Source organism: Enterobacter sp. 725m/11, assembly GCF_011683705.1.
Lineage (GTDB): Bacteria > Pseudomonadota > Gammaproteobacteria > Enterobacterales > Enterobacteriaceae > Enterobacter > Enterobacter bugandensis.
Genome location: NZ_JAAQOK010000011.1, coordinates 93879 through 107838, shown reverse-complemented (window position 1 = coordinate 107838; position 13960 = coordinate 93879). Strand labels below are relative to the sequence as shown.

Below are 13960 nucleotides of genomic sequence, written 5' to 3'. Positions count from 1 at the left end.
TCCGTCGTCGGCAGCGTCAGATGTGTATAAGAGACAGATCCTGAATATTGCAATAAGACTTATAAATAAAGTGGATTTGGGTTAAGATGTCTATACGGAAAGCAGTAGAAAGATGCAGTGGTTTTGCATTTTTGAAACTGATTTTCCGATTTAATTGATTGTTATTGTTGGAGTTATCTCTGGCTGGAATGTGTCAAACATCTCCTGCTACGTTGACAGCGCTGCGAAAAAGATGGCAGAAAAAGTGTTACGCCTTTAATGTAATTTACATAACCCTGCGAACATCTAAATATCCTGAACGTTTAAGAGAATAAAAATAACGTCATGAAACGTGCTTTCTGACTGTTGATATAAAGCAGCACAATAACTATCTGTCAGGCAGTCTGCCGGGCCGGGATGCGAGGGAAAACCTTCAGAAGGAATTGCTTAACTGTTACACACAGCTTCAACCCGGGCAGCTCCGCACGAGCAACCTGAAAGTGAATAGATATGATAAATGCAAATCGTCCGATAATGAATCTCGACCTCGATCTGCTGAGAACGTTTGTTGCGGTCGCCGATCTCAACACTTTTGCAGCAGCTGCTGCCGCCGTCTGCCGAACTCAGTCCGCCGTTAGCCAGCAAATGCAGCGGCTGGAGCAACTGGTTGGGAAAGAGCTTTTTGCCCGTCACGGGCGTAATAAGCTCTTAACGGAACACGGTATTCAGCTACTGGGTTATGCCAGGAAAATTCTTCGCTTTAATGATGAAGCATGTATGTCATTAATGTTTAGCAACCTTCAGGGGGTGTTAACCTTAGGGGCATCTGATGAGTCAGCGGATACAATATTGCCGTTTCTTCTCAACCGAATTAGCTCGGTTTATCCGAAGCTTGCGCTGGATGTGAGCGTAAAACGTAATGCCTTTATGGTTGAGATGTTAAATGAGAACAAGGTCGACCTGGTGGTCACGACGCATCGTCCCGGACAGTTTGATTGTCTGACCTTGCGCACATCGCCAACGCACTGGTATTGCGCAGCGGAATACGTGTTGCAAAAAGGGGAACCCGTACCGCTGGTTTTACTGGACGATCCGAGTCCTTTCCGGGATATGGTGCTTACGGCGTTAAATGAAGCCAACATTCCGTGGCGTCTGGCCTATGTAGCGTCCACGCTGCCTGCGGTGCGTGCCGCCGTGAAAGCGGGTCTTGGCGTAACGGCCCGTCCGGTAGAGATGATGAGCCCCGATCTGCGCGTTCTCGGTAAATCTGATGGTCTCCCAGCGCTGCCGGATACCGAGTATCTGCTTTGCCATAACGCGTCCAGTCATAACGAGCTGGCGAAGGTGGTGTTTGAGGCGATGGAAAATTACCATAACCCATGGCAGTTCGAGCATGTTACCTCCGAAGGGGGGGATGATTCCCTGATCGTTGAAGGTGACTTTGAGTGATCAAAAGCTCAAAATTCTGGTAACAAATTGTAAGTGTAAAAAAAAGCCACTCGTGCCGTTTTCGCACGCAGTGGCTTTTTTTTGCCATTATTATCCTCTTTCGTTACAGGGTTTTCATAAATAAAACATACATATCAAGGGAATAAATGCTTCTGCTTAAATCTTGTTCACTTTCCGTTCTAACTTCATCCATAACCCCTTGATGTTAAAAAAGCAGCAAATATGTTGCCGGTTTTTTGGGTGAATTAACAAAAGCGTGTCTCAGATCAAGAAAATACTCCTATTTGGGGGGAGGAATCGTTGGCAAATCCTGTCAAAATAGGAGGGTTATTTTTTTTACTTCCAAAACGGACACGATTCAACAACATGCATTTGACGAAAAGTCAGGTAACCACCAGGGTTAAAGGGCACCAAATGTTAATGAGAATCGCTCGATGTAATTTAATGTGAAGAAACCTTTGTTAAAGTTGACAATAGGTTATAGAAAGGAGTAAAAAACCCCATCATTTTGCTGTCTACGTCTCATTTCAGACAGTTAGTGTAAGGTTATTTGTTCCTCCCCATGAATCGATGTGATGCCCATCTGCCAGCAAGAGCAGTGTCGTCGGTATCACTTTTGATGAGTAAGCAATGAGTATGTCAACATCCACAGAAGTCATCGCTCATCACTGGGCATTCGCAATCTTTCTTATTGTAGCCATTGGCCTGTGCTGCCTGATGTTAGTCGGCGGCTGGTTCCTGGGCGGTCGCGCCCGTGCAAGGCACAAAAACACACCTTTCGAATCAGGTATTGATTCAGTAGGTTCCGCTCGCTTACGCCTGTCTGCCAAGTTCTATCTGGTAGCGATGTTCTTCGTCATCTTTGACGTGGAAGCGCTCTACCTGTTCGCATGGTCGACCTCCATTCGCGAAAGTGGTTGGGTGGGCTTTGTCGAGGCCGCAATTTTCATTTTAGTGCTACTGGCCGGTCTGGTTTATCTGGTGCGTATTGGCGCGCTTGACTGGACGCCTGCGCGTTCACGTCGTGAACACATCAACCCGGAAAACAGTATCTCTAATCGTCAGCAGTAACAGCGAGGCAATAAGATGGATTATACGCTCACCCGCATAGATCCTAACGGTGAGAATGACCGTTACCCCCTGCAAAAACAGGAGATCGTAACCGACCCCCTGGAGCAAGAAGTCAACAAAAGCGTGTACATGGGCAAACTCGAACATGCCATGCACGATATGGTCAACTGGGGTCGTAAGAACTCCATCTGGCCATACAACTTTGGCCTTTCTTGCTGCTACGTTGAAATGGTGACGTCATTCACTGCGGTGCATGACGTTGCGCGTTTTGGGGCCGAGGTACTTCGTGCTTCCCCGCGTCAGGCTGACCTGATGGTGGTGGCCGGTACCTGCTTTACCAAAATGGCACCTGTTATTCAGCGTCTGTATGACCAGATGCTGGAGCCAAAATGGGTTATTTCCATGGGCGCATGTGCAAACTCCGGCGGTATGTACGACATTTATTCCGTTGTGCAGGGCGTTGATAAGTTCATTCCGGTGGATGTTTACATCCCGGGCTGCCCGCCGCGCCCAGAAGCCTATATGCAGGCGCTGATGCTGCTGCAGGAGTCTATCGGTAAAGAACGTCGCCCACTCTCATGGGTTGTTGGCGATCAGGGTGTCTATCGCGCGAACATGCAGTCCGAGCGCGAGCGTAAACGTGGTGAACGTATTGCCGTCACCAACCTGCGTACGCCTGACGAAATTTAATTTGCGCCTGTAGGCCTGGAGAAAACCTTCGCATATCACTACTCAAATAGCGCGAAGCCAGGCTTAACAGTCACCACGGACCATTTGCAATGGTGAACAATATGACCGACTTAACCGCGCAAGAAGCCGCCTGGCAGACCCGGGATCATCTTGATGACCCCGTTATTGGCGAACTGCGCAACCGTTTTGGGCCGGATGCCTTTACCGTTCAGGCGACCCGCACCGGGGTACCCGTTGTTTGGGTGAAGCGTGAACAATTGCTGGAAGTTGTCGATTTCCTCAAGAAATTGCCAAAACCTTACGTCATGCTGTTTGACTTACACGGCATGGACGAACGTCTGAGAACGCACCGCCAGGGTCTCCCTGCTGCGGATTTTTCCGTTTTCTACCACCTGATCTCAATAGACCGCAACACGGATATCATGCTCAAGGTGGCATTGTCTGAAAACGACATGCATCTGCCGACGATCACCAAACTTTTCCCGAACGCTAACTGGTATGAGCGTGAAACCTGGGAAATGTTCGGCATGACCTTCGACGGCCACCCGCATCTGACGCGCATCATGATGCCGCAGACCTGGACCGGCCACCCGCTGCGTAAAGACTACCCGGCACGTGCGACCGAATTCGATCCGTTTGAGCTGACCAAAGCCAAGCAGGATCTGGAGATGGAAGCGCTGACCTTCAAGCCGGAAGACTGGGGCATGAAGCGCGGTACTGAAAACGAGGACTTCATGTTCCTCAACCTCGGTCCGAACCACCCGTCTGCGCACGGTGCATTCCGTATTATTCTTCAGCTTGATGGCGAAGAGATTGTCGACTGCGTCCCTGACATCGGCTACCACCACCGCGGTGCTGAGAAGATGGGCGAGCGTCAGTCCTGGCACAGCTACATTCCGTATACCGACCGTATCGAGTACCTCGGCGGCTGCGTAAACGAAATGCCATACGTGCTGGCAGTTGAGAAACTGGCAGGCATCACCGTACCGGATCGCGTTAACGTGATTCGCGTTATGCTGTCAGAACTGTTCCGCATCAACAGCCACCTGCTGTACATCTCCACGTTCATTCAGGACGTCGGCGCGATGACGCCGGTCTTCTTCGCCTTCACCGATCGTCAGAAAATCTACGATCTGGTGGAAGCGATTACCGGCTTCCGTATGCACCCGGCCTGGTTCCGTATTGGCGGTGTGGCGCACGATCTGCCGCGCGGCTGGGACCGCCTGCTGCGTGAATTCCTCGACTGGATGCCGAAGCGTCTGGCGTCTTACGAGAAAGCCGCGCTGCGCAACACCATCCTGAAAGGCCGTTCCCAGGGCGTTGCTGCCTACGGCGCGAAAGAAGCGCTGGAGTGGGGGACCACAGGTGCAGGTCTGCGTGCGACCGGTATTGATTTCGACGTGCGTAAAGCCCGTCCTTACTCTGGCTACGAGAACTTCGACTTTGAAGTCCCGGTGGGCGGCGGTGTGTCCGACTGCTACACCCGCGTGATGCTGAAAGTGGAAGAGCTGCGCCAGAGTCTGCGCATCCTCGAGCAGTGCCTCAACAACATGCCGGAAGGCCCGTTCAAGGCGGATCACCCGCTGACGACGCCGCCGCCGAAAGAGCGCACGCTGCAGCATATCGAAACCCTGATCACCCACTTCCTGCAGGTTTCCTGGGGCCCGGTCATGCCGGCGCAAGAATCCTTCCAGATGATTGAAGCGACCAAGGGTATTAATAGTTACTACCTGACCAGCGACGGCAGCACCATGAGCTACCGTACCCGCGTGCGTACGCCGAGCTTTGCGCACCTGCAGCAGATCCCGTCCGCCATCCGCGGCAGTCTGGTCTCTGACCTGATTGTGTATCTGGGTAGTATCGATTTTGTTATGTCAGATGTGGACCGCTAATTATGCACGAGAATCAACAACCACAAACCGAGGCTTTTGAGCTGAGTGAAGCAGAGCGTGCCGCCATTGAGCACGAAATGCACCACTACGAAGACCCGCGTGCGGCGTCCATTGAAGCGCTGAAAATCGTACAGAAACAGCGTGGTTGGGTGCCGGATGGGGCGATTTACGAGATCGCAAAAGTGCTGGGCATTCCGGCAAGTGACGTAGAGGGCGTAGCCACGTTCTACAGCCAGATCTTCCGTCAGCCGGTAGGCCGCCATGTGATCCGCTACTGTGACAGCGTCGTCTGCCACATTACCGGCTATCAGGGCATTCAGGCTGCGATTGAGAAAAAGCTCAATATTAAGCCGGGCCAGACCACGTTCGATGGACGCTTTACTCTGCTGCCAACCTGCTGCCTGGGTAACTGCGACAAGGGGCCGACCATGATGATTGATGAGGACACTCACAGCCATCTGACGCCGGAAGCGATTCCTGACCTGCTGGAGCAGTACAAATGAAAACTGTAATTCGTACTGCTGAGACGCATCCGCTGACCTGGCGTCTGCGCGATGACAAACAGCCGGTATGGCTCGACGAATACCAGAGCAAAAACGGCTATGCCGGTGCGCGTAAAGCCCTCGGCGGCATGGCGCCGGACGACATCGTTAATGCGGTGAAAGATTCCGGCCTGAAAGGCCGTGGCGGCGCGGGCTTCTCCACCGGTCTGAAGTGGAGCCTGATGCCAAAAGACGAATCCATGAACATCCGTTACCTGCTGTGTAACGCCGATGAAATGGAGCCAGGCACCTATAAAGACCGCCTGCTGATGGAGCAGCTGCCGCACCTGCTGGTGGAAGGCATGCTGATCTCCGCGTTTGCGCTGAAAGCGTACCGTGGCTACATCTTCCTGCGCGGTGAGTACATCGAAGCGGCAGAAAACCTGCGTCGCGCGATTGCCGAAGCCACCGAAGCCGGCCTTCTGGGTAAAAACATCCTGGGTACCGGGTTTGACTTCGAACTGTTCGTGCACACCGGTGCCGGGCGTTACATCTGCGGTGAAGAAACTGCGCTGATTAACTCCCTGGAAGGCCGCCGTGCGAACCCGCGTTCCAAGCCACCGTTCCCGGCAAGCTCCGGCGTGTGGGGTAAACCGACCTGCGTAAACAACGTCGAAACCCTGTGTAACGTCCCGGCTATCCTCGCCAACGGCGTGGAGTGGTATCAGGGCATCTCCTCAAGCAAAGATGCCGGTACCAAGCTGATGGGCTTCTCCGGGCGCGTGAAGAACCCTGGCGTCTGGGAACTGCCGTTCGGTACCACCGCACGCGAAATTCTTGAAGACTACGCCGGCGGCATGCGCGATGGCCTGAAATTTAAAGCCTGGCAGCCGGGCGGGGCAGGGACGGACTTCCTGACCGAAGCCCACCTTGACCTGCCGATGGAATTCGAAAGCATTGGGAAAGCAGGCAGCCGTCTGGGTACGGCGCTGGCGATGGCCGTCGACCACGAGATCGGCATGGTCTCGCTGGTACGTAACCTGGAAGAGTTCTTTGCTCGCGAGTCCTGCGGCTGGTGTACACCGTGCCGTGACGGTCTGCCGTGGAGCGTGAAGATCCTGCGCGCCATCGAGCGCGGCGAAGGCCAGCCTGGCGATATCGAGACGCTTGAGCAACTGTGTCGATTCTTAGGGCCAGGTAAAACCTTCTGCGCCCACGCACCGGGTGCCGTCGAGCCGCTGCAGAGCGCGATTAAATATTTCCGCGACGAATTCGAAGCAGGCATCAAGCAGCCGTTCAGCAATACCCATTCGATCAATGGTATTCAGCCGAACCTGCTGAAAGCGCGCTGGTAACGACAAGAATTTTGATTAACGCTCGGTTTCGACTGAGCCAACTGGAAGCATGCTAATGGCTACGATTCATGTAGACGGCAAAGAATACGAAGTCAACGGGGCGGACAACCTGCTGGAAGCTTGTCTGTCTCTTGGCCTCGATATTCCGTACTTTTGCTGGCATCCGGCGCTGGGCAGCGTCGGTGCTTGCCGCCAGTGTGCGGTGAAGCAATATCAAAACGCGGAAGACACGCGTGGTCGCCTGGTGATGTCCTGTATGACGCCAGCCACCGAAGGCACCTTTATTTCGATTGATGACGAAGAAGCCAAACAGTTCCGCGAAAGCGTGGTGGAGTGGTTGATGACCAACCACCCGCACGACTGTCCGGTTTGTGAAGAGGGCGGTAACTGCCACCTTCAGGATATGACCGTGATGACCGGTCACAGCTTCCGTCGCTATCGCTTTACCAAGCGTACCCACCGTAACCAGGATCTGGGGCCGTTCATCTCTCACGAAATGAACCGCTGCATCGCCTGCTACCGCTGCGTGCGTTACTACAAAGACTACGCGGATGGTCAGGATCTGGGCGTGTATGGCGCACACGACAACGTCTACTTCGGCCGTCCGGAAGACGGCGTGCTGGAGAGCGAATTCTCCGGTAACCTGGTAGAAATCTGTCCGACCGGCGTATTCACGGATAAAACCCACTCCGAGCGTTACAACCGTAAATGGGACATGCAGTTTGCGCCAAGCATCTGCCAGCAGTGTTCCCTCGGTTGTAACACCAGTCCGGGTGAGCGCTACGGCGAACTGCGTCGTATCGAAAACCGTTACAACGGTACCGTTAACCACTACTTCCTGTGCGACCGCGGTCGTTTCGGCTATGGCTATGTGAACCTGAAAGACCGTCCGCGTCAGCCGGTTCAGCGCCGTGGCGACGACTTCATTACCCTGAACGCTGAACAGGCGATGCAGGGCGCGGCAGATATCCTGCGCCAGTCGAAGAAAGTGATCGGTATCGGCTCCCCGCGCGCCAGCATCGAAAGCAACTTCGCGCTGCGCGAGCTGGTCGGGGCGGAAAACTTCTATACCGGCATCGCCCAGGGCGAGCAGGAACGTCTGCAGCTGGTACTGAAAGTGCTGCGTGAAGGCGGTATCCATACCCCTGCGCTGCGCGAAATTGAATCCTATGATGCGGTCCTGGTGCTGGGTGAAGACCTGACGCAGACCGGCGCCCGCGCGGCTCTGGCGGTTCGTCAAGCGGTGAAGGGTAAAGCACGTGAAATGGCAGCGGCGCAGAAAGTGGCTGACTGGCAGATTGCGGCGATCCTCAACATCGGCCAGCGTGCGAAGCATCCTCTGTTTGTGACTAACGTCGACAATACCCGTCTGGACGATATCGCGGCGTGGACCTACTGCGCGCCGGTTGAAGACCAGGCGCGTCTTGGCTTTGCCATTGCCCACGCGCTGGACAACAGCTCACCGGCCGTTGAGCTGGATCGCGACCTGCAAAACAAGGTCGACGTGATTGTTCAGGCCCTCGCAGGTGCGAAGAAACCGCTGATTATCTCCGGAACCAACGCCGGTAGCGCTGAAATCATTCAGGCCGCCGCGAACGTTGCCAAAGCCCTGAAAGGCCGCGGTGCAGACGTCGGCGTGACCATGATTGCCCGTGCGGTAAACAGCATCGGTCTGGGCATGATTGGCGGCGGCTCGCTGGAAGAAGCGTTAAGCGAACTGGAATCCGGTGCCGCTGACGCCGTTGTGGTGCTGGAAAACGATCTGCACCGCCACGCGTCTGCCGCTCGCGTTGACGCCGCGCTCTCCAAAGCGCCGCTGGTGATGGTGATTGACCATCAGCGCACCGCGATCATGGACAAAGCGCACCTGGTGCTCTCTGCGGCAAGCTTCGCAGAAAGCGACGGTACCGTTATCAACAACGAAGGCCGCGCCCAGCGTTTCTTCCAGGTTTATGACCCGGCGTACTACGACAGCAACACCGTGATGCTGGAAAGCTGGCGCTGGCTGCACTCCCTGCACAGCACCGTGCAGAGCCGTGAAGTGGACTGGACGCAGCTCGACCACGTTATCGACGCGGTCGTGGAAAAACTGCCTCAGCTGGCAGGCATTAAAGATGCCGCACCTGAAGCAAGCTTCCGCATCCGCGGCCAGAAGCTGGCGCGTGAACCGCACCGCTACAGCGGCCGTACCGCGATGCGTGCCAACATCAGCGTGCACGAACCGCGCCAGCCGCAGGATAAAGACACCATGTTCGCCTTCTCCATGGAAGGGAACAACCAGCCGTCTGCCCCGCGTTCGCAAATCCCGTTCGCATGGGCTCCGGGCTGGAACTCCCCGCAGGCTTGGAACAAGTTCCAGGCTGAAGTGGGCGGCTCCCTGCGCCACGGCGATCCGGGCGTGCGTCTGATTGAAGCTTCCGAAACCGGTCTGGACTTCTTCACCACCGTACCGGCGAGCTTCCAGGCGCAGGACGGTAGCTGGCGTATTGCCCCGTACTACCACCTGTTCGGTAGCGACGAGCTGTCCCAGCGTTCACCGGTCTTCCAGACCCGTATGCCGCAGCCTTACATCAAGCTCAACCCGGCGGATGCCGCGAAGCTTGGCGTTAACGCGGGCGCGAACATCGCCTTTAGCTATGACGGCCAGACCATCAGCCTGCCGCTGATTATTTCTGAAAATCTGACAGCAGGGCAGGTCGGTCTGCCGATGGGTATGCCTGGCATCGCGCCGGTTCTGGCGGGTGCGCGTCTTGATAATCTGCAGGAGGCAAAAGCATGAGTTGGTTAACGCCGGATCTTATCGACATCCTGCTGAGCATTCTGAAAGCGATTGTGATCCTGCTGGTGGTGGTCACCTGCGGCGCGTTCATGAGCTTTGGTGAACGTCGTCTTCTCGGTCTGTTCCAGAACCGTTACGGACCGAACCGCGTGGGCTGGGGTGGTTCACTCCAGCTGGTCGCGGACATGATCAAGATGTTCTTTAAAGAGGACTGGATCCCGCGCTTCTCTGATCGCGTGATCTTTACTCTGGCACCGATGATCGCCTTCACCTCGCTGCTGCTGGCGTTTGCTATCGTTCCGGTCAGCCCGACCTGGGTGGTCGCTGACCTGAACATCGGCATTCTGTTCTTCCTGATGATGGCAGGTCTCGCGGTTTACGCGGTCCTGTTCGCAGGCTGGTCCAGTAACAACAAATACTCGCTGCTGGGTGCGATGCGTGCTTCCGCGCAGACGCTGAGCTACGAAGTGTTCCTGGGACTCTCCCTGATGGGCGTGGTGGCGCAGGCCGGTTCATTCAACATGACCGACATCGTCAACAACCAGGCCGACATCTGGAACGTTATCCCGCAGTTCTTTGGGTTTATTACCTTTGCTATCGCGGGCGTGGCCGTGTGTCACCGTCACCCGTTTGACCAGCCGGAAGCCGAACAGGAACTGGCCGACGGTTACCACATCGAATATTCCGGCATGAAGTTCGGTCTGTTCTTTGTGGGCGAGTACATCGGTATCGTCACCATTTCCGCGTTGATGGTAACGCTGTTCTTTGGTGGCTGGCATGGCCCGTTCTTACCGCCGTTCATCTGGTTCGCGCTGAAAACCGCGTTCTTCATGATGATGTTCATTTTGATTCGCGCAGCGTTACCGCGTCCACGTTATGACCAGGTAATGTCCTTCGGCTGGAAAGTGTGCCTGCCGCTGACGCTCGTCAACTTGTTGGTAACGGCAGCTGTCATTCTCTGGCAGCAGCCATAAGGGGCTATAGACCATGACCTTAAAAGAATTACTGGTAGGTTTCGGTACCCAGGTACGCAGTATCTGGATGATCGGCCTGCACGCGTTTGCTAAACGCGAAACCCGGATGTACCCGGAAGAGCCGGTATATCTGCCGCCGCGCTACCGTGGCCGTATCGTGCTGACGCGCGACCCTGACGGCTCCGAGCGCTGCGTTGCCTGTAACCTGTGTGCGGTAGCGTGTCCGGTCGGCTGTATCTCTCTGCAGAAAGCCGAGACGGTAGACGGCCGCTGGTACCCTGAGTTCTTCCGCATCAACTTCTCACGCTGCATTTTCTGCGGTCTGTGTGAAGAAGCGTGCCCAACCACGGCGATTCAGCTGACTCCAGACTTCGAGCTGGGTGAGTACAAGCGTCAGGACCTGGTGTACGAGAAAGAGGATCTGCTGATTTCCGGTCCGGGCAAATACCCGGAATATAACTTCTACCGGATGGCGGGTATGGCAATCGACGGCAAAGATAAGGGCGAAGCAGAGAACGAAGCTAAGCCTATCGACGTCAAGAGCCTGTTACCGTAAGGAGAGGGCAATGGAATTCGCTTTTTATATCTGTGGCCTTATCGCCATCCTGGCTACGCTGCGAGTGATTACGCACACCAATCCGGTGCATGCGCTGCTGTACTTAATCATTTCGCTGCTGGCTATTTCCGGGGTGTTCTTCGCGCTGGGCGCGCACTTCGCCGGTGCGCTGGAGATCATCGTTTACGCCGGGGCCATCATGGTGCTGTTCGTGTTCGTAGTGATGATGCTGAACCTGGGCGGCTCTGAAATTGAGCAGGAACGTCAGTGGTTAAAACCGCAGGTGTGGATTGGCCCGGCAATTTTGTCGGCCATCATGCTGGTGGTGATCGTTTACGCCATTCTGGGCGTGAACGATCAGGGCATCGACGGCACGCCAATTGGTGCGAAAGAGGTGGGTATCACGCTCTTTGGCCCATACGTTCTGGCGGTGGAACTGGCCTCTATGCTGCTGCTGGCAGGCCTGGTTGTGGCTTTCCACGTTGGCCGCGAAGAGCGTGCTGGCGAGGTGCTGAGCAACCGCACTGACGACCGCGCGAAAAGAAAAACGGAGGAGCGCGCATGATCCCCTTAACACATGGACTGATCCTCGCTGCGATTTTATTCGTTCTGGGTCTGACCGGTCTGGTTATCCGCCGCAATCTGCTGTTTATGCTGATCGGCCTGGAAATCATGATTAACGCCTCCGCGCTGGCCTTCGTGGTCGCCGGAAGCTACTGGGGCCAGACCGATGGTCAGGTGATGTACATTCTCGCCATCAGCCTCGCGGCTGCTGAAGCGAGTATTGGCCTGGCGCTGTTGCTGCAGCTCCATCGTCGCCGCCAGAATCTGAACATCGATTCAGTAAGTGAGTTGCGTGGATGAACATGCTTGCCTTAACCATTATTTTTCCGCTGATTGGCTTCGTGCTGCTGGCGTTTTCTCGCGGCCGCTGGTCTGAGAATCTGTCCGCGACCGTTGGCATGGGCTCTGTCGGCCTGGCCGCGCTGGTCACAGCGTATGCGGGTATCGACTTCTTTAACAACGGACGCCAGCCTTTCAGCGTGCCGTTGTGGACCTGGATGTCGGTCGGTGATTTCAACATCGGTTTCAACCTGGTGCTGGACGGCCTCTCGCTGACCATGCTCTCCGTGGTCACCGGCGTCGGCTTCCTGATCCACATGTTTGCCTCCTGGTACATGCGCGGTGAAGAGGGTTACTCCCGCTTCTTCGCCTACACCAACCTGTTTATTGCCAGCATGGTCGTTCTGGTGCTGGCCGATAACCTGCTGCTGATGTATCTGGGCTGGGAAGGCGTGGGCCTGTGCTCTTACCTGCTGATCGGTTTCTACTATACCGATCCGAAGAATGGCGCAGCGGCCATGAAAGCGTTCGTCGTGACCCGCGTGGGTGACGTCTTCCTCGCGTTCGCGCTGTTCATTCTTTACAACGAACTGGGCACGCTGAACTTCCGCGAAATGGTGGAACTGGCGCCAGCGCACTTCGCCGCAGGAAACAATATGCTGTGGTGGGCAACGCTGATGCTGCTGGGTGGTGCCGTGGGTAAATCCGCGCAGCTGCCATTGCAGACATGGCTGGCAGACGCGATGGCGGGTCCAACCCCTGTCTCCGCGCTGATCCACGCTGCGACCATGGTCACCGCCGGTGTCTACCTGATTGCGCGTACCCATGGCCTGTTCCTGATGACCCCGGAAATTCTGCATCTGGTGGGTATCGTCGGTGCGGTCACGCTGGTGCTGGCAGGCTTTGCCGCGCTGGTGCAGACCGACATCAAACGCGTTCTCGCGTACTCAACCATGAGCCAGATTGGTTACATGTTCCTGGCGCTGGGCGTTCAGGCGTGGGACGCGGCCATTTTCCACCTGATGACGCACGCGTTCTTCAAAGCGCTGCTGTTCCTCTCATCCGGTTCGGTGATTCTGGCCTGCCATCACGAGCAGAACATCTTCAAGATGGGCGGACTGCGTAAGTCCATCCCGCTGGTCTATGTCTGCTTCCTGGTGGGCGGCGCGGCGCTGGCGGCACTGCCGCTGATCACCGCGGGCTTCTTCAGTAAGGACGAAATCCTTGCGGGTGCCATGGCGAATGGTCATATCAATCTGATGGTTGCGGGTCTGGTCGGTGCGTTCATGACCTCCCTGTATACCTTCCGTATGATTTTCATCGTATTCCACGGTAAAGAACAAATTCACGCTCACGCAGGGAAGGGGATTACCCACCACCTGCCGCTGATTGTGCTGCTGGTACTGTCCACCTTCGTTGGCGCGATGATTGTGCCACCGCTGCAGGGCGTACTGCCAGACACCACCGAGCTTGAGCACGGTCGCGTTCTGACGCTTGAAATCACCTCCGGTGTGGTCGCTATCGCGGGTATCCTGATTGCGGCATGGCTGTGGCTGGGCAAACGTACGCTGGTCACTGCCGTGGCCAACAGTGCGCCGGGCCGCCTGCTGGGCACCTGGTGGTACAACGCGTGGGGCTTCGACTGGCTGTACGACATGATCTTCGTTAAGCCGTTCCTGGGCGTTGCGTGGCTGCTGAAGCGCGACCCGCTGAACAGCCTGATGAACATCCCGGCGATCCTCTCCCGCTTTGCAGGTAAAGGCCTGCTGTACAGCGAGAACGGTTACCTGCGCTGGTATGTGGCGTCCATGAGCATTGGTGCGGTTGTCGTGCTGGCGCTGCTGATGGTATTGCGTTGATCGTTAAGTGAATTTTATTCGAATTCGTTGA

Annotated in this window: 12 protein-coding genes; all 12 read left to right on the top strand. The window is 55.6% G+C overall.

What is annotated here, in order from left to right; genetic code table 11:
- Positions 1 to 489: 489 nt before the first annotated feature.
- The 12 genes from lrhA to nuoL all read left to right on the top strand — a co-directional run bounded on the left by lrhA (position 490) and on the right by nuoL (position 13929).
- Entirely contained in the window at positions 490 to 1428 is a 939-nt protein-coding gene (gene lrhA / locus HBA26_RS06875) for a transcriptional regulator LrhA (protein WP_028013934.1), read from the top strand.
- Between the two features lie 630 nt (positions 1429 to 2058).
- On the top strand, positions 2059 to 2499 hold the full coding sequence (gene nuoA, locus HBA26_RS06870) for an NADH-quinone oxidoreductase subunit NuoA (protein ID WP_014171000.1): 441 nt from the start codon (positions 2059 to 2061) through the stop codon (positions 2497 to 2499).
- Between the two features lie 15 nt (positions 2500 to 2514).
- Positions 2515 to 3189, top strand: coding sequence for an NADH-quinone oxidoreductase subunit NuoB (gene nuoB / locus HBA26_RS06865; protein ID WP_003861482.1), 675 nt, complete (start codon positions 2515 to 2517; stop codon positions 3187 to 3189).
- Between the two features lie 89 nt (positions 3190 to 3278).
- Positions 3279 to 5081: an NADH-quinone oxidoreductase subunit C/D gene (nuoC, locus tag HBA26_RS06860; protein ID WP_028013933.1), complete on the top strand. Its 1803-nt coding sequence runs from the start codon at positions 3279 to 3281 to the stop codon at positions 5079 to 5081.
- A gap of 2 nt (positions 5082 to 5083) precedes the next feature.
- Positions 5084 to 5584: an NADH-quinone oxidoreductase subunit NuoE gene (nuoE, locus tag HBA26_RS06855; RefSeq protein WP_006176513.1), complete on the top strand. Its 501-nt coding sequence runs from the start codon at positions 5084 to 5086 to the stop codon at positions 5582 to 5584.
- Positions 5581 to 6918: an NADH-quinone oxidoreductase subunit NuoF gene (gene nuoF, locus HBA26_RS06850; protein ID WP_006811381.1), complete on the top strand. Its 1338-nt coding sequence runs from the start codon at positions 5581 to 5583 to the stop codon at positions 6916 to 6918. Before nuoE ends, nuoF begins: the two co-directional genes overlap by 4 nt.
- A gap of 55 nt (positions 6919 to 6973) precedes the next feature.
- On the top strand, positions 6974 to 9697 hold the full coding sequence (gene nuoG / locus HBA26_RS06845; protein ID WP_028013932.1) for an NADH-quinone oxidoreductase subunit NuoG: 2724 nt from the start codon (positions 6974 to 6976) through the stop codon (positions 9695 to 9697).
- Entirely contained in the window at positions 9694 to 10671 is a 978-nt protein-coding gene (nuoH, locus tag HBA26_RS06840) for an NADH-quinone oxidoreductase subunit NuoH (protein ID WP_008500211.1), read from the top strand. The genes nuoG and nuoH overlap by 4 nt, the downstream gene beginning before the upstream one ends.
- A 13-nt stretch (positions 10672 to 10684) precedes the next feature.
- Positions 10685 to 11227, top strand: a complete 543-nt coding sequence (gene nuoI / locus HBA26_RS06835; protein WP_003861491.1) for an NADH-quinone oxidoreductase subunit NuoI — start codon at positions 10685 to 10687, stop codon at positions 11225 to 11227.
- A 10-nt stretch (positions 11228 to 11237) separates the two neighbouring features.
- Positions 11238 to 11792 carry an NADH-quinone oxidoreductase subunit J gene (gene nuoJ, locus HBA26_RS06830; protein ID WP_008500212.1) on the top strand — a complete coding sequence of 185 codons (555 nt, stop codon included), beginning with the start codon at positions 11238 to 11240 and terminating at the stop codon, positions 11790 to 11792.
- Positions 11789 to 12091, top strand: coding sequence for an NADH-quinone oxidoreductase subunit NuoK (gene nuoK, locus HBA26_RS06825; RefSeq protein ID WP_003861496.1), 303 nt, complete (start codon positions 11789 to 11791; stop codon positions 12089 to 12091). The genes nuoJ and nuoK overlap by 4 nt, the downstream gene beginning before the upstream one ends.
- Positions 12088 to 13929, top strand: a complete 1842-nt coding sequence (gene nuoL / locus HBA26_RS06820) for an NADH-quinone oxidoreductase subunit L (protein WP_045629894.1) — start codon at positions 12088 to 12090, stop codon at positions 13927 to 13929. Before nuoK ends, nuoL begins: the two co-directional genes overlap by 4 nt.
- Positions 13930 to 13960: the final 31 nt, after the last annotated feature.